General features: G+C 66.4%; 21 protein-coding genes. 8 read left to right on the forward strand and 13 right to left on the reverse strand.

Features of this window, described 5'->3' with window-relative positions; translation table 11 throughout:
* Positions 1-6: 6 nt before the first annotated feature.
* Positions 7-675 carry a uroporphyrinogen-III synthase gene (locus HUK73_RS14275; RefSeq protein ID WP_176592492.1) on the reverse strand — a complete coding sequence of 223 codons (669 nt, stop codon included), beginning with the start codon at positions 673-675 and terminating at the stop codon, positions 7-9.
* Positions 672-1610, reverse strand: coding sequence for a hydroxymethylbilane synthase (gene hemC, locus HUK73_RS14280; protein ID WP_176592493.1), 939 nt, complete (start codon positions 1608-1610; stop codon positions 672-674). The genes HUK73_RS14275 and hemC overlap by 4 nt, the downstream gene beginning before the upstream one ends.
* A gap of 45 nt (positions 1611-1655) precedes the next feature.
* Between hemC and tsaD the strand changes: the two genes are divergently transcribed.
* Genes tsaD through HUK73_RS14295 form a run of 3 tightly spaced genes read left to right on the forward strand, consistent with a single transcriptional unit; the run spans position 1656 to position 5241 of the window.
* Positions 1656-2690, forward strand: a complete 1035-nt coding sequence (gene tsaD, locus HUK73_RS14285) for a tRNA (adenosine(37)-N6)-threonylcarbamoyltransferase complex transferase subunit TsaD (RefSeq protein ID WP_176592494.1) — start codon at positions 1656-1658, stop codon at positions 2688-2690.
* 10 nt (positions 2691-2700) lie between these two features.
* Positions 2701-3672: an NAD(P)H-dependent glycerol-3-phosphate dehydrogenase gene (locus HUK73_RS14290; protein WP_176592495.1), complete on the forward strand. Its 972-nt coding sequence runs from the start codon at positions 2701-2703 to the stop codon at positions 3670-3672.
* Between the two features lie 45 nt (positions 3673-3717).
* Positions 3718-5241, forward strand: coding sequence for a lipopolysaccharide biosynthesis protein (locus HUK73_RS14295; protein WP_176592496.1), 1524 nt, complete (start codon positions 3718-3720; stop codon positions 5239-5241).
* Positions 5242-5295: 54 nt separating this feature from the next.
* Here the strand turns inward: HUK73_RS14295 and HUK73_RS14300 are convergent, their stop codons facing one another.
* Positions 5296-6297, reverse strand: coding sequence for an adenosine kinase (locus HUK73_RS14300; RefSeq protein WP_176592497.1), 1002 nt, complete (start codon positions 6295-6297; stop codon positions 5296-5298).
* Positions 6298-6409: 112 nt separating this feature from the next.
* Between HUK73_RS14300 and HUK73_RS14305 the strand changes: the two genes are divergently transcribed.
* The gene (locus HUK73_RS14305; protein WP_176592498.1) at positions 6410-7072 is read left to right on the forward strand and encodes an EI24 domain-containing protein; all 663 of its coding nucleotides are present in this window, start codon (positions 6410-6412) and stop codon (positions 7070-7072) included.
* The gene (locus HUK73_RS14310; protein ID WP_176592499.1) at positions 7069-7443 is read left to right on the forward strand and encodes a hypothetical protein; all 375 of its coding nucleotides are present in this window, start codon (positions 7069-7071) and stop codon (positions 7441-7443) included. Before HUK73_RS14305 ends, HUK73_RS14310 begins: the two co-directional genes overlap by 4 nt.
* Before the next feature lie 12 nt (positions 7444-7455).
* Here the strand turns inward: HUK73_RS14310 and queG are convergent, their stop codons facing one another.
* Positions 7456-8502, reverse strand: coding sequence for a tRNA epoxyqueuosine(34) reductase QueG (gene queG, locus HUK73_RS14315; RefSeq protein ID WP_176592500.1), 1047 nt, complete (start codon positions 8500-8502; stop codon positions 7456-7458).
* A 22-nt stretch (positions 8503-8524) separates the two neighbouring features.
* Between queG and HUK73_RS14320 the strand changes: the two genes are divergently transcribed.
* The 3 genes from HUK73_RS14320 to msrB are packed head-to-tail and all read left to right on the forward strand — an operon-like array spanning position 8525 to position 11167.
* A complete protein-coding gene (locus tag HUK73_RS14320; protein WP_176592501.1) occupies positions 8525-9493 on the forward strand; it encodes an ABC transporter ATP-binding protein in 969 nt (322 codons plus the stop codon).
* Positions 9490-10680: an ABC transporter permease gene (locus tag HUK73_RS14325; RefSeq protein WP_176592502.1), complete on the forward strand. Its 1191-nt coding sequence runs from the start codon at positions 9490-9492 to the stop codon at positions 10678-10680. Before HUK73_RS14320 ends, HUK73_RS14325 begins: the two co-directional genes overlap by 4 nt.
* Before the next feature lie 7 nt (positions 10681-10687).
* Positions 10688-11167, forward strand: a complete 480-nt coding sequence (gene msrB, locus HUK73_RS14330) for a peptide-methionine (R)-S-oxide reductase MsrB (protein WP_255326286.1) — start codon at positions 10688-10690, stop codon at positions 11165-11167.
* Here the strand turns inward: msrB and HUK73_RS14335 are convergent.
* The 9 genes from HUK73_RS14335 to HUK73_RS14375 all read right to left on the reverse strand — a co-directional run bounded on the left by HUK73_RS14335 (position 11125) and on the right by HUK73_RS14375 (position 21682).
* Positions 11125-12969: a hypothetical protein gene (locus HUK73_RS14335; protein ID WP_255326287.1), complete on the reverse strand. Its 1845-nt coding sequence runs from the start codon at positions 12967-12969 to the stop codon at positions 11125-11127. The two genes, msrB and HUK73_RS14335, sit on opposite strands and share 43 nt — an antisense overlap.
* Entirely contained in the window at positions 12947-13351 is a 405-nt protein-coding gene (locus tag HUK73_RS14340; protein WP_218036461.1) for a GtrA family protein, read from the reverse strand. The genes HUK73_RS14335 and HUK73_RS14340 overlap by 23 nt, the downstream gene beginning before the upstream one ends.
* Positions 13351-14877 carry an NAD(P)/FAD-dependent oxidoreductase gene (locus HUK73_RS14345; RefSeq protein ID WP_176592503.1) on the reverse strand — a complete coding sequence of 509 codons (1527 nt, stop codon included), beginning with the start codon at positions 14875-14877 and terminating at the stop codon, positions 13351-13353. The genes HUK73_RS14340 and HUK73_RS14345 overlap by 1 nt, the downstream gene beginning before the upstream one ends.
* 131 nt (positions 14878-15008) lie before the next feature.
* Complete coding sequence (locus HUK73_RS14350) at positions 15009-15350, reverse strand: UrcA family protein (RefSeq protein ID WP_176592504.1); 342 nt, start codon at positions 15348-15350, stop codon at positions 15009-15011.
* Between the two features lie 180 nt (positions 15351-15530).
* On the reverse strand, positions 15531-17120 hold the full coding sequence (purH, locus tag HUK73_RS14355; RefSeq protein ID WP_176592505.1) for a bifunctional phosphoribosylaminoimidazolecarboxamide formyltransferase/IMP cyclohydrolase: 1590 nt from the start codon (positions 17118-17120) through the stop codon (positions 15531-15533).
* A gap of 225 nt (positions 17121-17345) precedes the next feature.
* Complete coding sequence (locus tag HUK73_RS14360) at positions 17346-19115, reverse strand: heparinase II/III family protein (protein WP_176592506.1); 1770 nt, start codon at positions 19113-19115, stop codon at positions 17346-17348.
* Positions 19112-19774, reverse strand: a complete 663-nt coding sequence (gene rpe, locus HUK73_RS14365) for a ribulose-phosphate 3-epimerase (protein WP_176592507.1) — start codon at positions 19772-19774, stop codon at positions 19112-19114. Before rpe ends, HUK73_RS14360 begins: the two co-directional genes overlap by 4 nt.
* Before the next feature lie 90 nt (positions 19775-19864).
* Complete coding sequence (locus tag HUK73_RS14370; RefSeq protein ID WP_176592508.1) at positions 19865-20350, reverse strand: diguanylate cyclase; 486 nt, start codon at positions 20348-20350, stop codon at positions 19865-19867.
* A 42-nt stretch (positions 20351-20392) separates the two neighbouring features.
* The gene (locus tag HUK73_RS14375) at positions 20393-21682 is read right to left on the reverse strand and encodes an RsmB/NOP family class I SAM-dependent RNA methyltransferase (protein WP_176592509.1); all 1290 of its coding nucleotides are present in this window, start codon (positions 21680-21682) and stop codon (positions 20393-20395) included.
* Between the last annotated feature and the right edge of the window lie 13 nt (positions 21683-21695).

The following is a 21695-nucleotide window of genomic DNA, read 5'->3' on the forward strand; positions in this document are numbered from 1 at the left end:
GGCGACTCATTCGCATAATCGGACGGCAAGAGCCAGCATCCTCTCATCATCGGGCTTATCGGGCGACTGGGCGCTGGCCCAGCCGGTGCCGGACGCCGCGAGGGCGGCGGGGCTGATCGCGATCAGGTGCAGGGCCCCGCGCCGGTCCCGGCTCACAATCTGCTTCAGCAGCTGGCCGGCACGCGGCGAATGAATCAACAGGACGCTGCCCGGCTCCAGCCGTTCGGCCAGCCCGGTATCGGCGGCCCGCACCATTTCGTAAACGGCGATCCGCTCGATCATCAGCGGACCCGGATCGATCGACGCGACCGTTTGCCCTCCCAGATGCAGCACATGGCGATGCCCATCCGCCGCGATCCGCCGGGCGATCGCGGTCCCATCAGTCTCACCGGCAATGACCTGGGTGAATCCAGCGGCCTCCATCGCCTTGGCCGTTGCCCGTCCGACGGCATAAGCGGGCAGGCGCCGATAGTCGGCCAGTCTGTCGCCTGCCAACCGCGCTGTGTTGGCGCTGGTCAGCAACAGCGCGTTGAACCGGTCAGGGGCGGGGGCTTCCCAGCCCCGCGCCTGCGGCACGAACAGCGGATGAACCCTCGCCTCCAGCCCCAATGACGCCGCCCGTTCCGCCGTCTGACCGGCGCCCGGCTCGGGTCGCAGGATGATGAGCGGCCTCATGCCTCGAACAGCGCGCGCAGCGCCGGACTGGCTCGCGCCAGCAAGGCGCGTCCCATGGCCTCCGCAGCGGCGCCGTCGCCTCGGGCGATCCGCAGCGCATCGCCGACCGTTTCCTGCCCATCGGGGCTGATGATCTCGGCGCGCAAATGGATCGCGCCATCCTCCAGCCGCCCCAGCGCCGCAATCGGCGAATGGCAGGTGCCGCCCAGACCCACCAGCACCGCCCGTTCGGCCATCACGCAATCGAACGTGTCCGCGTCGCTGATCGTCGCCAGCAATTCCAGCATCGCCGCATTGTCGCTCAGCGTCTCGATGCCCACGGCCCCTTGCGACGGGGCGGGCAACATCGTGTCGAGCGGAACCGCCGCGCCGACGTCGCCCTGGCCCAGCCGGTCCAGCCCCGCCGCCGCCAGCAGGGTCGCGTCCGCTTCCCCCGCCGCCAGCTTGCCGAGCCGTGTCGCGACATTACCGCGAAACAGCACGACCTGCGCGTCGGGCCGAAGCCGCTTCACCTGCGCCGCGCGGCGGGGGGAGCTGGTCCCGACGACCGGATTTTCGGGCAGCGCCTCGAAACTCGCCGCGCCGACCAGCCGGTCCCGCACGTCGGCGCGCGGCAGCATGGCGGCGATCCGGATTTCGGCGGGGCGGATCGTCTCCACATCCTTCATCGAATGGACGGCGAAATCGATCTCGCCGGCCAACAGCGCCCGGTCCAGTTCCTTGGTCCACAGCGCCTTGCCGCCGATCTCGGCCAGCGCCCGGTCCTGAATCCGGTCGCCGCTGGTCTGCACGGTCACGATTTCGACGGCATTTTCATCCCAGCCATGGCGCGCGCGCAGCGCGGCCATCGTCATATGCGCCTGCGCGAGCGCAAGCGGGGAGCCACGGGTGCCAAGGCGCAAAGGAGTGTGGGGGGGGCGGGAAGGCTTTTGCATGATCCCGCTTGCTCTAATGATCGCGGACATTAGATGGAAGCAGCAATGACGATCATCCTCGGCCTGGAATCAAGCTGCGACGAAACCGCAGCGGCGCTGGTGACGGCGGAGGGCAAGATCCTGGCCCACCGCCTCGCCACGCAGGAGGAGGCGCACCGCCCCTATGGCGGCGTCGTCCCCGAAATCGCCGCCCGCGCCCATGTGGAAGCGCTGAGTCCGCTGATCGAAGCGGCGCTCAAGGACGCTGACCTCACCCTCAACGATGTGGATGTGATCGCCGCCACGGCTGGTCCCGGCCTGATCGGCGGGGTGATGGTCGGCCTTGTCACCGGCAAGGCGCTGGCGCATGCGGCCAACAAGCCCCTGATCGCGGTCAACCATCTGGAAGGCCACGCGCTCTCGCCCCGGCTGGCCGATCCGACGCTGAAATTCCCTTATCTGCTGCTGCTGGTGTCGGGCGGCCATTGTCAGCTTCTTCATGTGCGCGGCCCCGGCGACTATGCACGCCTTGCCACCACCATCGACGACGCCAGCGGCGAGGCTTTCGACAAGACGGCCAAGCTGCTCGGCCTTGGCTATCCCGGTGGCCCGGCGGTCGAAAGGGCGGCGGCGCAGGGCAATCCCAAGGCTGTCCGGCTGCCGCGCCCGCTGGTCGGCACGGCGGAACCGCATTTCTCCTTCGCGGGCCTCAAAAGCGCGGTGATGCGCGCCGTTCAATCCGGTCAATATTCGACCGAGGACATTGCCGCCAGCTTCCAGCAGGCCGTCATCGACTGCCTGATCGATCGCACCGAACGGCAATTGGCCGAGCTTCAGGGCATGACTGCCCTCGTCGTCGCCGGCGGTGTCGCCGCCAACCAGTCGATCCGCGCCGCGCTCGAAGCCCTCGCGGCCAAGCATGACCTGCCCTTCGTCGCCCCGCCGCTCTGGCTCTGCACGGACAATGCCGCGATGATCGCCTGGGCGGGCGCCGAGCGCTACGCCGCTGGCCTGATCGACGATCTCACCGTCCCGGCCCGCCCGCGCTGGCCGCTCGACCCGAGCGCGGAAAAGGCGCGCGGCGCAGGAGTAAAAGCATGAAGGCCCCAATATGAAAGCCGGTGTCATCGGAGCGGGTGCATGGGGCACCGCGCTTGCTCAGACTCTTGCAGCGGACGGCCAGCATGTCCGTCTCTGGGCGCTGGAACCCGAAGTGGTGGAAGCCGTCAACACGGATCACCAGAACCCGCTCTATTTGCCCAATATCCCGCTCAGCGCTTCGATCGAGGCCATCGGCGACGTTGGCGCCATGGCCGACCGCGACATGTTGCTGATCGTCAGCCCCGCCCAGCATTTGCGCAGCGTGGTTGCGCAGGCTCCGGCGGGCACGCCCCTCATCCTTTGCTCCAAGGGGATTGAGGCGGGCACCAGCCTGCTCATGTCCGAAGTCGCGGCGCAGGCCCAGCCGACCTCCCCCATTGCCGTCCTCTCCGGTCCCACTTTCGCGCATGAGGTGGCCAAGGGGCTGCCCACCGCGATCACGCTGGCCTGCGCCGACGCGGACCTCGCGGCGAAAATCGCCGCCCGCATCGCGCGGCCTGCGTTTCGGCCCTATCTCTCCGATGATGTGGTCGGCGCGGAAATCGGCGGCGCGGTCAAGAACGTCCTCGCCATTGCTTGTGGGGTAGCGGAGGGCGCAGGCCTTGGCCTCAACGCCCGCGCCTCGCTCATCAGCCGGGGCTTTGCCGAAATGACCCGCTTCGGCCTTGCCCGGGGCGCCCGTGCTGAAACCCTTGCCGGGCTTTCGGGCCTTGGCGACCTTGTCCTCACCTGCTCCTCGACCAACAGCCGCAATTTCTCGCTGGGCAAGGGGCTGGGCGAGGGCCAATCGGCCAAGGACCTGCTCTCCAACCGCAGGACCGTAGCGGAAGGCGCCTTCACCGCTCCCGTGCTGCGTGAAGCTGCCCGCGCTGCGCAGGTCGAAATGCCGGTTGTCGAAGCCGTCTGCGCCCTGCTCGAAGACGCCGCCCCCCTGGCCGATGTCATCGACGCGCTGCTCGCCCGTCCGCTGCGCGCCGAATAAAAACTCGCGCTCTTTCCAGATATTGCTACAGTCCGGCTCCACAAAATGACGTTACAGGGGGACCATAGTTCGTTGCCGGTTGAAGGGGCCTCTCCCGCGCAGCAGGATGACATTGCGGCGCTTGCCAAGGGTGGACGGACCAATGTGTTTGGTTTCCTGCTCCGCCTCGCCGCGCGCCTGCCGTTCCTGTTCATCGCCGGGCGCTGGTACGGCGCCGATGCGCTGGGCCGCTTCGCCTATGCGGTGCTGGTGGTGGAATTCGTCGCTCAGCTTGCGACCCTTGGCCTGAAACGCGGCCTTGCCGGCGCGCTCGCCCAGACCGAACGCCCGCATAGCCATGTCGTGACCGAAGCCATGCTGGTGACGCTGATCGCCTCCCTCATCGGCAGCGCGATCCTCGTCGCCTTCCCCCAGGCGATGTTCCCGAACAGCGGCATCAACGGCCTTGACCGTCTGCTTGCTCTGATCGTGATCGCGGTGGCGGGGTCGGACGTCGCGCTGGCAGCCTGTGCCTATCGCTTCGACATTGGCGCGACCGTGCGTGCCCGCTCGATCATAGAGCCATGGGCGATCAGCATCGGCGCCTTCGCCTTCGCCTTCTATTCGACCCGCGACGGGCTGATCCTCTCCTATGTCGTCTCGATGATCGCCGCGCTGATCGCCTCGATCATCCCGCTGACCCGCCATTATGGCATCCCCCATGGCTGGCGTCCCGATTTCGGCCGGCTTTGGCGTCTCGCCCGCCGCAACCTGCCCCTTGCGGCGGCGGACGGCGTCGAATGGGGTTCGCGCCGCCTCGACATGGCGATCCTCGGCCTGTTCGTCAGCCCGGCGGTGGTCGGCGTCTATTATGTCGCCCAGCAGGTCGCGTCGCTGCCGCAGAAGCTCAAGACCAGTTTCGACCCGATCCTCGGCCCCGTCATCACCCGCAATCTGGCGGAGGGGAACCTCGCCGCCATCGCCCGTCAGGTCAGCCAGGTCGGTTTCTGGATCATCGCCGCGCAGGCGGGTATCGCGCTCGCCCTAGGCATTCCCGGAGAGGCGGTCATGGGCCTCGTCGGTCCGCATTTCGTCGGGGGCACGGGCGCGCTCGCCTTCCTTCTGCTGGCTGAAGTCGTCGCCGCCACGGCTGTCGTCAGCGAATCCGCGCTGGTCTATATCGCCCGCCACCGCAATCTGATGATCTCCCTGCTGATGATCGCTCTTCAGGCCGCGCTCAGCTTCGCGCTGATCTTCCTCGCGCGGCGTCTGGGCCTTCAGGACGTGGCCCTGTCGGCCGCGCCCGCCCTGGCGCTCACCATGGCGCTGGGCGTCAGCGCCTTCGTCAAGGCGCGCCTGCTCTCCCGCCTGCTTGGTGCGAAGATCAACGCCTGGCGCTGGCCGCTGCTTGGCGCTTGCGGCGCAGCCTGTGTCGTCGGCGCGGCCTTCGTCGCGCTGCCGCCCAGATTCGAATGGGTCGAACTGGTCTTCGGCGTCTTCACGATTCTCGGCGTCTACGGCCTCGTCATCTGGCGCTGGGGCTTTGGCCCGGACGATCGCGCGCTGTTCCGCAAGCAGAAGCCGGCATAACCACCGGCGGGTTGACCAAGAAGAAAGGCCGGACTTCCGCCCGGCCTCTCATCCTTATCCCAGCGTCTTCGCCCGGATCGCTTGCAGATCCTCTTCCGGCCGCGCCCCCCAGTGCGAGATCACCTCGGCCGCCGCCGCCGCGCCCAGCTTCAGGCACTTGTCGATCTCAAGTCCTTCCAGATGCGCTGCCAGGAAACCGGCCGCGAACAGGTCGCCCGCGCCGGTGGTGTCGATGATTTCGTCGACCGACGCCGCCAGCGCCTCATAGCGCACCCCGTCGACCACCGCGATCGCGCCCTTTTCGCTGCGCGTCGACACCAGCACGGGCACGCGCCCGGCGACGGAGGCAACCGCCTTCTCGAAATCGTCGATCTGCGCCAGCGACTGAATCTCGCCTTCATTGGAAAACAGGATGTCGATCAGGCCCTGGTCGATCAGGTCGATGAAGTCCGCCCGATGCCGGTCGATCACGAAATTGTCCGACAGGGTGAATGCGACTTTGCGCCCGGCCCCCCGCGCCGCGTCGATGGCGGCCCGCATCGCCGCCCGCGGCTGTTCCGGGTCCCAGAGATAGCCTTCGAGATAGAGGATGGAGGCTGAGCGGATCAGGTCCAGGTCCAGCGCCGTTTCGGGCAGGAATTGCGACGCGCCCAGGAACGTGTTCATCGTCCGCTGCGCATCGGGCGTGACGAAGATCAGGCAGCGCGCCGTCGGCACGTCACCCTTCATGACCGGCGTGTCGTAACGGATGCCCAGCGCCCGCACGTCATGCGCGAACACCGCGCCCAGCTGGTCGTCATTGACCTGCCCGATGAAGCCGCATTTCTTGCCCAGCGCCGCCAGCCCCGCCAGCGTGTTCGCCGCCGATCCGCCGCTGATTTCCTTGGCCGCGCCCATGTCGGCATAGAGGCTTTCGGCCGTATCCGCGTCGATCAGCTGCATGCCGCCCTTGGTCAGCGCATGTTCGGCCAGAAACGCGTCGTCGCTCCGGGCGAGCACGTCGACAATGGCGTTGCCGATGGCGACAACATCAAGCGTGGGGGCAGCAGCGGTCACGCAACATCCTTTATCATGGGAATGGGAGAAAATCCCGCCGTCTCTACCGATCCTTGCTTTGCCGCGCAACGCACTGATTGACCGGCGGCGAACGGCGCGGAATAGCTGCGCCATGGTCCTCAAAGCTGTCTTCCGCGCCCTGCCGCTGATCTTCCACGGCGCGGCGCTTCGCCTGCTGTTCAAGACGCTGCTGCTCAGCCTTCTTGTGTTCGCGCTCCTCGCTGCTGCCTTGTGGAGCGGCATCCATGCGGCCCGGCTGCAGTTCGGTTGGGGCGGACTGGCGGAAGCGGCCGCGACGACCCTCGCCATGCTGGCGGCGGCATGGCTGCTGTTCCGCGCCGTCGCCAAGGCGATCATGAACCTGTTTGCCGATGACATCATCGTCGCGGTGGAGCGCGACAGCTATCCGCAGGCCGCCGACCGCGCCCGGCCGGTCGGCTGGGGTCGCAGCCTGCATTTCGCGCTCCGGTCCGTGGCGCGGACCCTGGGCTGGAACCTGATCGCGCTGCCCGCCTATGTCCTTTTGCTGGTCACGGGCATCGGCACCATCGGCCTGTTCCTCATCCTCAACGCCTATCTGCTCGGCCGCGACCTTGCCGACATGGTGGAACCGCGCCATCCCGACCTGCCGCCCATCCCGCGCGGCAGCCGGTGGCTCATGGGGCTCGCTTCGGCGCTGATCTTCCTCGTGCCGGTCCTCAACCTCCTTGCGCCGATCTGGAGCGCGGCTATGGCAGTCCATATGCTGCACGGCCGCCAAAGGAATCCCGCATGACCCGCTCCCATCTGGCTCTTGCCGCAGCCTTGTCCCTGCCGCTTGCTGCCTGTGGAGGCGTGGTGCCGCCGCCCGCGACGAAGATCGCGCCGCCGCCCGCCGGGCCGCCGGCCAGCGCTTTCACCCGATCCGGCCCGCTGATCGGCTCCGACGCGAAGCAACTCATGCACCTGTTCGGTCAGCCCCGGCTCGACATCCGCGAAAGCACCATGCGCAAGCTGCAATTCGCCAATGGCCGCTGCGTGCTGGACGCCTATCTCTATATGCCGCCGCAGGGCAGGGAACCGCTCGTCACCCATGTCGACGCGCGCACGCCCACGGGGACAGACATTGACACCGCCAGTTGCGCGGCGTCGCTTCAGTCGAAATAGGCTCGCGCTGCCCTATCCTGACAGCCGCTGCAAAGCCCATCTTGCCGCCTCCGCCACCACCGGATCGTCATCCCCGGTCAACAGCCGAAGCGCTTCGATCAACCGCGCATTGCCGCTATTCCCCGCCGCGATGGCCGCATTGCGCACCATCCGGTTGCGCCCGATCCGCTTGATCGGCGACCCGGAGAAAATCTCGCGAAATCCCCCATCGTCGAGCGCCAGCAGGTCGGCCAGCTCCGGCGCCGCCAGTTCCGCCCGCCCGATAAAGGCCCGGTTGGCCGCCGCCCTGTCCGCGAACTTGTTCCACGGGCAGACCGCCAGACAATCGTCGCAACCATAGATGCGGTTGCCGATCCCTTCCCGCAATTCCTCCGGTATCGGCCCCTTATGCTCGATGGTGAGGTAGGAAATGCACCGTCGCGCGTCGACCACATAGGGCGCGGGAAAGGCATTGGTCGGGCAGGCCGCCTGACAGGCGGTGCAACTGCCGCAATGGTCCTTCTCCGGCGCATCGGGCGTCAGCGCGATCTCGCTATAGATGGCCCCCAGGAACAGCCAACTGCCATGGGCCCGGCTGACGAGGTTGCTGTGCTTCCCCTGCCAGCCCAGCCCTGCCGCCTCCGCCAAGGGCTTTTCCATCACCGGCGCGGTATCGACAAAGACCTTGAGGGCGCTCGGCTGTTGCTCGACCAGCCAGCGGGCGAGGGCTTTCAGCCCCTTTTTGACCACATCATGATAGTCCCGCCCCTGCGCATAGACGGAAATCCGTCCCCGGTCGCCCACATCGGCCAGCGCCAGCGGGTCGCGCCCCGGCGTATAGCTCATCCCCAGCATGATGACGCTGCGCACGTCCGGCCACAGCCCTTGCGGAGAACCGCGCTGTCCGGCGCGCTCCTCCATCCACAACATCTCGCCATGATGTCCGGCATCCAGCCATTGCCGCAGTCGTTCACCGGCCTGCGGTGCCGCGTCGGCAGGCGCGATCGCGCATGCGGCAAAGCCCAGCCGCCGCGCCTCGGCCTTCAGCCGGTTTTCCAAGGTTTCGTTTTGCGTTGGCATGCGATGCGACTATCAGAGGCCGATGATCGGTGACACTCCGGCTCCTTCAGAGATCTATGCCGTCCAAGGCCATGGTCTTGTCAAGACATTCGGCGATTTTCGGGCGGTCGATGGCATAGACATCGCCGTCCCCGCCGGATCGATCCATGGCATATTGGGTCCCAATGGCGCGGGCAAGACCACGCTGTTGCGGACCCTGCTCGGCATCATCGACCCGGACGAGGGGCATCGCAGCCTGCTGGGCGATCCCGTCCCGCTGCGTCAGGCCCGCAATGTCGGCTATCTGCCGGAGGAACGCGGCCTCTACCCCTCGATGAAGGCGTTCGAGACCATTGCCTTCATGGGCGCGCTGCGTGGCCTGCCGCTGAAGATCGGACGCCAGCGGGCCCGCGCCATGCTGGAGGAATATGGCATGGGCGCTTCGGCCGAAAAGCCGATCCGTCAATTGTCGAAGGGCATGGCCCAGACCGTCCAACTTTTCGGCACCATCGTCCATGGGCCGCGACTGATCGTGCTCGACGAACCTTTTTCCGGCCTGGACGCCTTCAATCAGGGCAAGCTGGAGGCGTTGATCCGCGATCAGGCCCGGCGCGGCGTGACGGTGCTGTTTTCCACCCATGTCATCGCCCATGCCGAGCGCCTGTGCGAGCGTGTCGCCATCGTTGCGGGCGGACGCATCCGCTTCGACGGTACGGTGGCGCAGGCGCGCGACCGGCTGCGACCGCAGGTGCGCCTGCGCACAAGATTGAGCGACGGCAACTGGCGCCGCGCCCTGCCCGCCGAAACGCTGGCCGAGGATGGCGTCTGGCACTTCGCCCTGCCGCAAGAGGGCATTGAGCCGTTGCTGCGGGCGCTGCTCGACGGCAATGCCGGGATCGAAAGCCTGTCGATTGAACGGCCCGGTCTGCACGACGCTTTCGTCGCCATTGCCGGTGAAGCGGCCGCACGGCAGATGCGTGAAGATCAGGTGCGGGTGGAGGAAGACGCATGAGAGAGATGCTGCGCGCCGCCCTTGTCATCGCCCGGCGGGATTTCGCCGCTGTGGTGTTGTCCCGCACCTTCATCTTCTTCCTGCTGGGGCCGCTGTTCCCGATCATCATCGGCATGGCGTTCGGGGGCCTCGGCAACCGGATATCCAGCACCGATCTGCGGCCTGTCGTCGGTCTGGCGATGCCGGCGGCCGATGCCGCGCGGATGGAGCAGGCGGTAGCGCGGCTGAGCGAGCGCATGGCGGCGCAAACCCTGCCCGTGCTGCGCCGCGTCCCGCTGTCGCCCGCGCCCAGCGCCCAATTGGCCAATGCCAAGGCCGATGTCGTGGTGATCGTGTCCGGCTCTCTGACGCACCCGGTCATGACCGGACAGCCCGATGACATCAGGCGTCTGGAAGGCGACATCAGCCTGATCGCCAGCGCGGCGCTGGCCGAACGGTCGCTGCATATGGTGCATGTGGAGCCGCGGCCGGTATCCACCAGTGTCGGCGCGCAGACACAGGGCAGGCTGATCATCGGCCGCATCGCCCAGATCGTGATCTTCTTCCTCACACTGCTGCTGGCGGGCATGATTCTGTCCAATCTGGTTGAGGAAAAGACCAACAAGATCATCGAGATCCTCGCCGCCGCCGTGCCGGTGGACGCGATCTTCCTGGGCAAGCTGATGGCGATGCTGGCGATGAGCTTCGTCGGCATCCTCTTCTGGGGCAGCACTGCCTTCGCCGTTTTCCTGGCGATCAAGGGACCGGGGGCCAGCATCCCCGAACCGGCGATCGGCTGGCCGCTCTTCCTGATGCTCGGCCTCGTCTATTTCGCCATGGCCTATACGCTGCTCGGCTCGCTGTTCATCGGCATCGGCGCGCAGGCGGCGACCGTGCGGGAGGTGCAGACGCTCAATATGCCCGTCACCATGGGCCAGATGCTGATCTTCTTCTTCGCCACCTATGCCGTCGACAAGATGGGATCGCCGCCGGAAATCGCTGCCGTCATCCTGCCTTTCTCCTCCCCCTTCGCGATGATCGCGCGGGCGGCGCAGGTGGATACGCTCTGGCCGCATCTGCTGGCCATCATCTGGCAGATGATCTGGGTCGGCCTCATCATCCGCGTCGGCGTGCTGCTGTTCCGCCGCCATGTGCTGAAATCGGGTGGCGGCTGGTGGAAGCAACTGTTCAGAAGCGCGACAGGCTGACCCTGCTATGGCCCGCTTTATGGATCGGCGGCAATTTCTGGGTGCTGGCGGATTGGCGGCGGCGGCTTTGGCCATCTGGCCATGGGCGGCGGCGAGCGCCTTTCCCTTTGCCCTCAGCGACGCGGAATGGCGCAAACGCCTCGGTCCGCTCGCCTATAATGTGCTGCGCCGCAAGGCGACCGAATATCCCTTTACCAGCCCGCTCAACAAGGAGCATCGCGCCGGCACCTTCACCTGCGCCGGTTGCGACCAACGATTGTTCAGTTCGAAGACGAAGTTCGACAGCGGCACGGGCTGGCCCAGTTTCTGGGCGCCCTTGCCCCGCGCGGTCGCCACGTCGCGCGATTTCGAACTCGGCTATTCCCGGACCGAAGTGCATTGCAGCCGTTGCGGCGGACATCTCGGTCACGTCTTCGACGACGGGCCGAAGCCGACGGGCAAGCGCTATTGCATGAACGGCGTTGCGCTTGCTTTCGTGCCGGACTGAGGGAGAATCCGGAAAATGCGCACCGGCCCCTCGCCGGATACCGGCTCCAGCCAGTCGGGGTGGCGCCCCTTGGCCAGCATGGCGGCAAGGCCATGGGGACTGGCCTTGGCATAATAGTTGAATTCGTTGAGATTGTTGCAGGCGATCACATAGTCGGCGCCGCGCCCGTCGCGGAGCCGGGCGATCAGGCCGCGTGCCGCATCGGGACGGGCCATGAAGCCCTGAATGACCTCTGTGATGCCGGCGGCATTGCGGTGATGGCCGGTGGCGATCACGCTATGGTGAGTCTTGACGAGGATGTCGGGACCCATGTCGACCGGCGCGAACAGGGTTGCTGCTGGCACTGTCCCCAGTGAGCGGAGCGCCGGCACGGACTGGCAGCTCACCAGGCCGCTCTTGGGCTTGTCCGGCTTGGCCACGGCCACGCCCCAGAGCGCGCAGATGCCCGCCGGCGTCAGCGCCATCAGCGACACTGAACCGACGATGCGGACGATCGATTTTGGCGAAGCCTGGATGCGCTTCAGCAGGCGCAGGATCAGCCAGGCGGTGCTGGGCAGCGCGGCGAGATGGGCCACCGACAGGGCGCGCATGACCATGATGGCGACGGCGGCGGTGCCCAGGATCAGCACGATAAGGACCAGCCAAGCCGTCCTCTCCTGACTGTGCGGAGCGGCGTTGCGCATGGCGAGGAAGGCGCTCAACAGGCCGATCAGAGACGGCAGGGCGATCACGCCCGCCTTCACCAGATCCTGTTCCCAGATCGGGCGCCCTTCCATGATCTGCATGTACCAGTGCTTGTAGGCGATGGGGCCGAGCGCCTGGAACGGATCGCCGGACACGCATTTGCCGCCGACCATCGCGAACAGAAGCACGGCCGCGCCCGCGCCGAGGCTCAATATGGCGAACCGCCGGGCGGTCGAGGTCGGCGCGATGACCGCCATGCCGATTGCTGTCGCCGCCGAAAAGATGACCAACGGCCAGACATAGGCCAGCGAAAGCACGTCGCAATGCGGATCGAAGGGAGCCTGCAAGCCGCGTGTCGCCGCCAGCAGGGCCAGCGCCGCGCTGCCGAGGGTCAATGCATAGCTGGCGAAGCGCAGCCCCTGATCGCGCGCCATCAGGAAGCGCAGGCCGAACAGGCCGGCGAGCAGGGCGGCATAGGGCAGGCCCTCGCTGGAAATCTGGAGCCACAGCGCGATCGCCAGTGCGCTGATGATCCCGCCGCGCCGCTGTCGTGGGTCGAACACCCCGGCCAGAGCGACCGCGGCCATGCTGATCTGCCAGCCATGATGGTCGATGCGGAAGGGCATATATTGGATGAGGATGGTCGGCGTCGCGAGCAGCAGCACGACGGACATCAGTGCGATCTCTCCCCCGCCGATGCGCTTCGCCATATGGTAGAGCGCGCAGGCCGCGCCGCCCAGCAACAGCAGCGGCGTGACGACGCAGGCGAAGATTTCGGCATAGGCCGGGCCTATCAGCGGGCGCGCCAGCAGGACCAACGCCCCGATCGGCAGATCGACGATCCGCGACCAATGCATCGGTCCGCCGACGGGCGGGTTCACGCGATGCTGGCTGACATCGAAAAAGGATTGCCCCGCCAGCCAGTCGCGTACCTCCTGCAGACGCAGCGCATCGTCGGGATCGTAGAAACCCAGAACCCCGAAATCCTTGCGGAACAGCCAGATCATGATCGCACAGCATAACAGCCATGCGATAAAGGCCCAGCGTGCCGTACCCCAGGAAGCAAAGGGACTTTGCGCGGTCGGTGCGGACATTTCAGGCGCGAGCGAATATGCCATATTTGCGGATCGCATAAACGGAGAGGAAGCTGACCGGGACCGAGAGCAATTTGGCGGCGGCAGGCGTCAATCCCATGGTGCACAGGGCCGTCACCATGGCGACCGTGATCCCGAGGCCCAGCAGCGCGCTGACGATGAAAGCCAGCCGCTGTGCGTGGGTCACGCCGCCCTGGGTGGCGAACACGAAACGGATGCTGAGCATCCAGTGCAGCGCGAGCCCGCCGACATAACCGCAAAAGGCGGCCGACGTCGGCGGCAGGCCCGCGTGCGACAGGGCCAGGAACAGGGCCATGTCCGTGCACAGCGCGCAGGCGCTCACCAGCGCATAGCGGGCGAGCATGAACCGCACGATGAGCGGCCGGAGCCTGGCCAGCAGGGTCATCAGGCGGCCTTCAGCCTGCTTGGCACCTGCCGTTCGCTTGCCAGCGCGGCGCGCTGGCCGGCGACATCCTGACCTTCCTCGCCCGCCTCATGATATTCGGCGTCCTCATTGACCGCCCAGATGTCGTAGAGTTGCTCGCCCGCCTCGATATTGCGGACGGTCAGCATCGCCGTCATCATTGCGTGATCCTGATTATTGTAGCGGTGCATGCCGTTGCGTCCGACCAGATGCAGCGTCGGATAGAGCTGCTGCAATTCGGAGCGCATCGCCAGCACATTGGCGGCATAATCGTCGTCATAGACCGGATAGGCCTTTTCCTGCCGCACCACTGCGCCGCCGACGACATCATCGGGATTGCAGAGGCCAAGGATCGCCATTTCCTTCTTCGCCAACTCGACCAGATCGGCGTCGCTCGACGACCAGAGGCCGTCGCCTTCGAAGCAGAAATATTCAAGGCCGACGCAGGCGAGGTTCGGATCGGGCACCATTTCGGGCGACCAGCTGCGGAAATTCTGGATGCGGCCGACCTGCACCTTGCTGTCGTGGATGTAGATCCAGTTGTCGGGGAAGATGTCCTCGCCCTTCACCATCAGCGCCACGGTCAGGAAGTCGCGATATTTGAGTTCCATCGCATTGCCCAGAGTCGCGGGCAGCGGATGGATGCGCCCCGCCAGTTCACGCATCGGCGCGGAGCTGATGACATGGCCGGCATTGATGATGACCTCGCCCTCCGGCCCCTGTGCCACCAGGCGCCAGCGGTCGGTGCCCTGATCCTGCGAAAGCTGCTTGAAGCTGTGCGCCATCAGCACCTGATTGCCGCGTGCGACCACGAAGTCGCGCGCCGCCTCCCACATCATGCCTGGGCCAAGGCGCGGATAGCGGAAGCTTTCCAGCAGCGTTTTGGTCGCCATGCCGTCATTGGGCTTTCTGTTGAGGCCGAGCGAGCGCTTCAGCCCATCGACCACCGCGCCCCAGAGCGACAGGCCCTTGATCCGCTGCGCCGCCCAGTCCGCCGACATTTCATCGCAGGGCATGCCCCAGACCTTTTCGGTGTAGGTCTTGAAGAAGATCGAGAACAGCTTGTGGCCGAAGGCATTGACGGTCCAGTCCTGAAAGGAGCGGACGTCGCGATTGGGGAACAGCTTCGCCTTGGCGAAGCTCGCCATGCAGAGCGTCGAGCGCCAGAGGCCAAGATTGCCCAGCGCCTCGAAGGCGCGCAGCGGATAGCTGTAGAATTTGCCCTCATAATAAATGCGGCTCATCCGCGGCCGCTGGATGAAATCATCGGGCAGAATCTCGTTCCAGAGGTCGACGACCTCCTTCGACTTGGAAAAGAAGCGATGGCCGCCAATGTCGAATCGGAAGCCGTTCAGTTCCACCGTGCGGCTGATGCCGCCGACATAAACGGGATCTTTCTCGATGACGGTGACGGAATATCCTTGTTTCGTCAGCAGATAGGCGGCGGTGAGGCCGGCCGGGCCGGCGCCGATAATGGCAACGTCCACACTCTGGTCGATACGCGGCATCTTCGAAATTCCCCCGGGATGATCAGTTCCGCATCCGGGAGTGAAGGAAATCCTCTAAGGACTGGTTAATGACCGGTAAGGATGATCCGATAGGGCAGGGCCGCGCTGTAATCCGCGCGGCCCTGGGTCGGTCAGGAAGCGCGCTGGCCCTGAATCAGGGCGTTGAGGTCGGTGCGGGCGCCGTCGAGCGCATCGCCAAAGCAGGCGCGATATTCGGGCGTCGCGGGCAGGATTGAACCGTTCATCCAGCCGCAGACCTGTTTGGCGGCGCGGGTGATGCGCGAATCGGCCAGACGGGCGCCATGGGGGCTGGCGAGGTTGAGGTCAGCCACCGAAACGGTCAGGCTGCGGGTTGCCAGACCCGTGCGGCCGTCCACGACCACGTCCATTCCGTTGATGCTGGCCAAGGCGGTGGAGGCGGGCAGCGCAAATGCCATCGCGGCGGCCAGTGCCGCCAGCGTCTTTCTGGTCATCCTGTTTCTCCTGTCGAACTATATGGTTCGCCCAACGCCTGACGTGGGAGAAGGGTCACGAATCAGATAGGCTTCGTGCAGGCTGATGGAAAGGGGCCAATTGCCGGAAACTGGCTGAAAAGCTTCATTTTTGCGGATGCGAAAGGATCATTGGCCCTTCGCATCCGCGTCATTTTTCGATCAGTGGCGGAAGTGGCGCATGCCGGTGAAGACCATGGCGAGGCCTGCTTCATCCGCTGCCGCGATGACTTCCTCGTCACGGATGGACCCGCCCGGCTGGATCACCGCCGTCGCGCCTGCCTCGACCGCTGCAAGCAGACCGTCGGCAAAGGGGAAGAAGGCGTCGGAGGCGACCGCCGAACCGATGGTGCGGGCCTCGGCCCAACCGGCCTTTTCAGCGGCGTCCTTGGCCTTCCACGCGGCGATGCGCGCCGATTCCAGGCGGTTCATCTGGCCCGCGCCGATGCCTGCGGTGCTGTTGCCCTTGGCATAGACGATGGCGTTGGACTTCACATGCTTGGCGACCGTCCAGGCGAACAGGCAGTCATTGAGTTCCTGTTCGGTCGGCGCGCGCTTGGTCACGACCTTCAGCTGGCCGCGGCTGATGCGGCCATTGTCGCGGCTCTGCACCAGCAGGCCGCCGGCGATGCTCTTCATCTGGAGGCCGGGGCGCGCCGGATCGGGCAGTTCGCCGGTCAGCAGCAGGCGGAGATTCTTCTTCTTCGCGAAGATCGCCTTGGCTTCTTCATCGGCGCCGGGGGCGGCGACGACTTCGGTGAAGATGCCGCTGATCGCTTCGGCGGTCGGGCCGTCGAGCGGGCGGTTGACGGCGATGATGCCACCGAAAGCCGAGACGCTGTCGCAGGCAAGCGCGGCTTCATAGGCTTCGATCAGCGTGTCGCCGGTGGCAACGCCGCAGGGATTGGCATGCTTGACGATCACCACGGTCGGCGGGCCGTCGCGGAACTCGCTCACCAGCTCCAGCGCCGCGTCGGCGTCGTTATAATTGTTGTAGCTGAGTTCCTTGCCCTGAATCTGCTGCGCCTGCGCGATGCCGTTGGCAGAGGGGCCGACGGGCAGATAGAGCGCGGCCGACTGGTGTGGATTCTCGCCATAGCGCAGGGTCGAACCCAGCTTGCTCGACACGGCCAGCGTCTCGGGGAAGTCGACGCCCTGATCGGCAAAGGCGAACCAGCTGGCGATCATCGAATCATAAGCGGCGGTGGCGGCATAGGCCTTTGCGGCGAGCATGCGACGGAAGTCGTAGCTGGTCGCGCCACTCTTTTCCTCCATTTCCGCGATCAGGCGGGCATAGTCGGCCGGGTCGGTGACGATCGCCACGCTCTCATGGTTCTTCGCGGCGGAACGGACCATGGAGGGGCCGCCAATATCGATATTCTCGATGATCTCCTCGCGCTCCGCGCCTTTCGCAACGGTGGCGGCGAAGGGGTAGAGGTTGACGACGACCAGATCGATCGCGCCGATTTCATGTTCCTGCATGGAGGCGACATGATCGGGATTGTCGCGCACGGCGAGCAGGCCGCCATGGACCTTGGGGTGCAGCGTCTTGACGCGGCCATCCATCATTTCCGGGAAGCCGGTGAGGTCGGAAATATCCTTCACCTCCAGCCCGGCGTCGCGCAGCGCCTTGGCCGTGCCGCCGGTCGATACCAGTTCAACGCCATGTTTGCCCAGCGCCTGACCCAGTTCGATGAGGCCGGATTTGTCTGACACGGAAAGGAGGGCGCGCTTGATGGTGACGTCTGACATGGTGCTTCCTGCTGTTCGGGGTGCCGCTCAGGCTTGCCGCAGCCCTCTAGTCCCGCTTGGCCGTTGCGGCAAGCTTGTAGGATTTGAGGTAGCATGGGTAACATGCCAGACCCGCGGAAAAGCGTGGTTTTTTGTTCGATTGCCTGTTGTTGATTTTATGGTCGGGACGGGCATGGCGCCGACATCGCCGGATGAACTGCCGCCCTGACGTTGCAATGGCCGGTTTCAGCCGACCTTCTTGAACAGCCACCCGATGGTGGAGCCGCCAGGGAGGGCTTCGGTCATGATGACGAGCTGGCGGGTGCCATGTGGGCGGCCTTCAGCGTCGGTCCAGAGGCTTTCCTCTATCGCCAGCTTTCCGGCATTGGCGCGGAACTGCCAGGTGGCGCCGTGGTCGATGCGCAGCAGCGCGCCCATGCCGTCGGCGGTGGGCGTGGGTTCCACGCCGGGGGCGAGGTGGAAGCGGAGCTGGACCGGCAGCTTCACCGGCTTGCGGCGGCGGGCGGCGGGGGTCAGCATGTCCTCGCCCCGTATTTCCTTGCCGTCGCTGCTCATCAGCAGCAGGCGGCGATGGACATAGCCCATGCGGCGGACATAGCCGTCATGCGACAGATCGAGCCGACTGCCGCTTTCGCTTTCCTGCCGGTTGATCTCGACCTCCGTGACGCCCTTGCCCAGCGTGCCGTCGGGGAGCAGGGCGGTGGAGTTGCTGTCGTTGAGGATCAATGTGCTGTGCGCGGCGGTGGTGCGCAGGCCCTGGGCGAGATCGCGATTGATCCACGCCCCCTCCAGCGCGGCGCCGCCGCAATTGATGATGAGCCGCTGCTGGCCGTCGCTGATCTCGACCGCGCCAGTGGAGGCGCAGCCTGCATCGGCCAGTTGCGCGACCGGGGGCGGGGCGGCATCGACCTGCACCACCGTGCCGCCTGCGGCGAGACGCTGATAGCCCCAGCCATTGGCCTGGCGCAGCGGGCGCGCACGCACGCGGCTGGCGCGGATGACCGCCTCCATCGTGGTGGGATCGATCGCGCCCGCGCCCTGCCAGTTGCCAAGGCCGCCGTCGCCATGGACCAGGCCGAGCAGCGCGGGGACAGCCTTGGCAAGCGCATCCTTCAGGAAGGGTGGCGTCTGTTCGCGGCGCACATCATAGACCGCCGTGACCATGGTGAGCAGCATGATCGCGTCCAACTGGTCGAGCGGCGAGCGGGAGATGATGCCGCCATCGGCATGAAGTCCGCTGTCGAGCGCGCGTTTGAGGCCCGCTTCGCCGAACAGCTTGCGCGCCGCACCGCCGGGAAGGAGCATGGAGGCGGCGACGATCCCGCCCCAGGCGACCATGCGGGGCAGGCCGATCGGCGCCTTGTCCGCGCTGCGGTCCAGATGTCGCGCGGTGCGCGCGATGCAGTTCAGCACCAGCGAGCGGTAGACGAGGTCGCTGGAGGACAGGATCAGCGGCGCATGGGCCGACCAGAAGAGCAGCCGCCAGCCCGCATTGTCGGCGCGCCAGGCGGGTTCGCTGGGCGTGTCGGCATGGACGTCAAGCCATTTGCGCATCACGCCTTCGGCGACCGGCGCGGCCTGTTCCCGCGTGGCGACGGTGGCCAGGTCGCGCAGCCAGTGAAAGCCGTGCAGATAATCGGTGAAGCCGCCTGTCAGGCCGGGATTGGCGAAATCCAGCTTGTTAAGCGGCTGTTTCAGGCCCCGGAACAGGAAATAGCCGGCGCGGATCGCCTGCCCCGCATGGGGGCTGCCGGGAATTTCGTCATCGGGAACGGCGAGCAGCTTGAGCGGATATTTGCCCTTGAGCCGGCGGCCGTGGATCGGCGTCTTCCAGCTCAGCAGGTAGAAGCGGTTGGCGATCCGCTGGGCCAGCGACAGTCCCTTGTCATCCGCGATGCGGATGAGCCGCTTGCCCTCTTCGATTCCGTCTTCCTCAGGGCCGGGTCCGGCCTCTAGCGCGGCGGAATGGGGGGAAAGGCGGCGGCGGTCGCTCACCCGCCGCGCAGCGTCCGGATATTGTTGGCATAGGCTGAGGCGCCGCCACGGAAGGTCGCGGTGCCCGCCACCAGCACGTCCGCGCCCGCCTCGATCGCAAGGGGCGCGGTGGTGAAGTCGATGCCGCCGTCGACCTGAAGGCGGATGTCGCGGCCCGACTTCTCGATCATCTTGCGAATGGCTTCGATCTTGCGCAGCTGGTTGGTGATGAAGCTCTGACCGCCGAAGCCGGGGTTGACGCTCATCACCAGGATCAGATCGACGTCATCCATCAGATAATCGAGCATCTTGGCCGGGGTGCCGGGGTTCAGCACCACGCCCGCCTGCACGCCCAGCGACTTGATATGCTGGATCGAGCGGTGGATGTGGGGGCCGGCTTCCGGGTGGACGGTCAGTATGTCCGCGCCCGCTTCGGCAAAGGCGTTGAGATACTGGTCCACCGGGGAGATCATCAGATGGACGTCGAAAGGCTTCTTCGTATGCGGGCGCAGCGCCTTCACCACGCCGGGGCCGATGGTGATGTTGGGCACGAAATGGCCGTCCATCACGTCGATGTGGATCCAGTCGGCACCGGCTTCGTCAATGGCGCGGACCTCTTCGCCCAGGCGGGCGAAATCGGCGGACAGGATGGAGGGCGAGATAAGGATCGGGCTGGTCATTTGACCCTCGGCCTTAGCGGCGCGTTAAGGCAAGGGCAACGGATGATTCGCGTTGTCCACAGGGATTTTGGCGATCGTGGAAAACTGCGTTCAGGACAGGATGAATAGCGTCGGGTCCAGCCCCTTGGACGGACCGGCGCCCTTGGGCAGGAACTGTTTGACGCCGTGCAGGGCAACCACCTGATTTTTCTGGATAATGGGTGCGGTGATCAGGCGCATGGCGCATTGGCTGCCATCGGCGGGGCGAATGTCGACGTCCAGCGTGAAGCCGCGCCGGTGGCGGATGGCATAGGCGCGAAGCTGTTCCATCGCGGTGCGGCTGTCCGGTGCGTAGAGCGATACGGCGAGCGGGCGGGGGACGATGCTGTCCCGTTCCAGCCCGAAAATATCATAGACGCCGTCGGTCCAGTTGAGGCTGTCGTCGGCCAGATCGCAATGCCACAGGCCAAGGCCCCGTTCCGCCAGCGCCTCGTCATCGCGCGCCAGCCGGTCGTCCAGCATCACCGGCGCCAGATGCTCGCGCAGGGCGTAGAGCGGCCAGCTATGGTGCAGTGGAAGAGGCTCGGTCGGGCGCAAGGTTATTCCTTCTATGCCTGATCGCACCATAGGGCGATTTGGTTAATGCTTAATGGATCGCACCAGCCGCGCAACGAAAAAGCCGTCCGTGCCGCCCCGCGCGGCGAGCGTTTCGGGCAGGGTGCGGACCCAGCCCTGCGCCGTGGGGGCGATGCCTTCGGGCAGTTCGGCTGCGGTGGAGGGCCTGGCGGCGAAATCGGGGTGGGCGTTCAGGAATTGCGCGACCTGTTCCTCGCCCTCCGCCTGTTCGAGCGAGCAGGTGGCGTAGATCAGTGTGCCGCCGGGTTTCAGCCACTGGGCGGCGCGGGTCAGCAGTTCGGCTTGCAACTCGGCCAGTTCCGCGATCTGGCGCGGGCCTATGCGGTGCAGCACGTCCGGGTGGCGGCGATAGATGCCGGTGGCGGTGCAAGGCGCATCGAGCAGGATGGCGTCGGCGGGGGCGTCCGCTGTCCATGTGCGCAGATCGGACTGCACGATTTCGGCGGAAAGGCCGGTGCGGGTCAGATTTTCGCTAAGGCGTTCGAGGCGCTTTTTCGACTGGTCGACGGCGGTGACGCGCCAGCCCGCGGCGGCGAGTTGCATCGTCTTGCCGCCCGGCGCGGCGCAGAGGTCGAGGACGTGGCGGCCCTCCCCCATGCCAAGCAGGCGGGCGGGGGTGGAGGCGGCGAGATCCTGAACCCACCAGGCGCCTTCGCCAAAGCCGGGAAGATCGGGGATGTTCGCGCCTTCGGGCAGGCGGACATGGCCGGGGGCGAAGCTCTGCCCGTTCAGTTGTTCGGCCCAATGGGCGGTCTGGGCGGGGTCGCGCAGGGTCAGGTCCACCGGCGGGCGGACGGCATAGGCGTGCGCGGCGGCTTGCGGCATCGCCTCGCCCCACTGCCCGGCCCAGCGGGCCGCGACCTCGGCCGGCAGGGTCGGGGGCGAGGGCAGGGCGGGATTGGCGCGGGTCAGGGTGCCGAACACGCCGTGGACCAGCTTGCGCGGCCCGCCGTCGACCAGCGGCAGCGCGGTGGCGATGGCGGCATGGGGGGCGGTGCCGAGCGCGATGGTCTGAATCAGCGCGATGCGCAGGACCATGCGGGCCTTGGCATCGTGCGGGAGCGGCTGACGGGTGGCGCTGTCGATCAGCGCGTCGAGATCGGGCAGGTGGCGCAGCGTCTCGGCGGCGATGGCATGGACGAGGGCGCGGTCGGCTGGCGGCAGACCCTGCGCGGCGCCGTGCAGGGCCAGTTCCAGCGGGTCGCCCCGGCGCAGTACCGCATCGAGCAGGCGCAGGGCTGCGCGGCGGGCGGGGAGGCCGGGGACCTCTTCGGAGCGGGGGGATTTTGCCATGGGTCGCGCCTAC

The sequence above is a fragment of the Sphingobium sp. EM0848 genome, from assembly GCF_013375555.1.
In the GTDB taxonomy this organism is placed as follows: Bacteria; Pseudomonadota; Alphaproteobacteria; order Sphingomonadales; family Sphingomonadaceae; genus Sphingobium.

Bases quoted from the DNA above. Each gene is read 5' to 3' on its own strand.
- HUK73_RS14275 (WP_176592492.1), bottom strand. From the start codon at position 675: ATGAGGCCGCTCATCATCCTGCGACCCGAGCCGGGCGCCGGTCAGACG.
- hemC (WP_176592493.1), bottom strand. From the start codon at position 1,610: ATGCAAAAGCCTTCCCGCCCCCCCCACACTCCTTTGCGCCTTGGCACC.
- tsaD (WP_176592494.1), top strand. From the start codon at position 1,656: ATGACGATCATCCTCGGCCTGGAATCAAGCTGCGACGAAACCGCAGCG.
- HUK73_RS14290 (WP_176592495.1), top strand. From the start codon at position 2,701: ATGAAAGCCGGTGTCATCGGAGCGGGTGCATGGGGCACCGCGCTTGCT.
- HUK73_RS14295 (WP_176592496.1), top strand. From the start codon at position 3,718: ATGACGTTACAGGGGGACCATAGTTCGTTGCCGGTTGAAGGGGCCTCT.
- HUK73_RS14305 (WP_176592498.1), top strand. From the start codon at position 6,410: ATGGTCCTCAAAGCTGTCTTCCGCGCCCTGCCGCTGATCTTCCACGGC.
- HUK73_RS14310 (WP_176592499.1), top strand. From the start codon at position 7,069: ATGACCCGCTCCCATCTGGCTCTTGCCGCAGCCTTGTCCCTGCCGCTT.
- queG (WP_176592500.1), bottom strand. From the start codon at position 8,502: ATGCCAACGCAAAACGAAACCTTGGAAAACCGGCTGAAGGCCGAGGCG.
- HUK73_RS14320 (WP_176592501.1), top strand. From the start codon at position 8,525: ATGATCGGTGACACTCCGGCTCCTTCAGAGATCTATGCCGTCCAAGGC.
- HUK73_RS14325 (WP_176592502.1), top strand. From the start codon at position 9,490: ATGAGAGAGATGCTGCGCGCCGCCCTTGTCATCGCCCGGCGGGATTTC.
- msrB (WP_255326286.1), top strand. From the start codon at position 10,688: ATGGCCCGCTTTATGGATCGGCGGCAATTTCTGGGTGCTGGCGGATTG.
- HUK73_RS14335 (WP_255326287.1), bottom strand. From the start codon at position 12,969: ATGGCATATTCGCTCGCGCCTGAAATGTCCGCACCGACCGCGCAAAGT.
- HUK73_RS14340 (WP_218036461.1), bottom strand. From the start codon at position 13,351: ATGACCCTGCTGGCCAGGCTCCGGCCGCTCATCGTGCGGTTCATGCTC.
- HUK73_RS14345 (WP_176592503.1), bottom strand. From the start codon at position 14,877: ATGCCGCGTATCGACCAGAGTGTGGACGTTGCCATTATCGGCGCCGGC.
- HUK73_RS14350 (WP_176592504.1), bottom strand. From the start codon at position 15,350: ATGACCAGAAAGACGCTGGCGGCACTGGCCGCCGCGATGGCATTTGCG.
- purH (WP_176592505.1), bottom strand. From the start codon at position 17,120: ATGTCAGACGTCACCATCAAGCGCGCCCTCCTTTCCGTGTCAGACAAA.
- rpe (WP_176592507.1), bottom strand. From the start codon at position 19,774: ATGACCAGCCCGATCCTTATCTCGCCCTCCATCCTGTCCGCCGATTTC.
- HUK73_RS14375 (WP_176592509.1), bottom strand. From the start codon at position 21,682: ATGGCAAAATCCCCCCGCTCCGAAGAGGTCCCCGGCCTCCCCGCCCGC.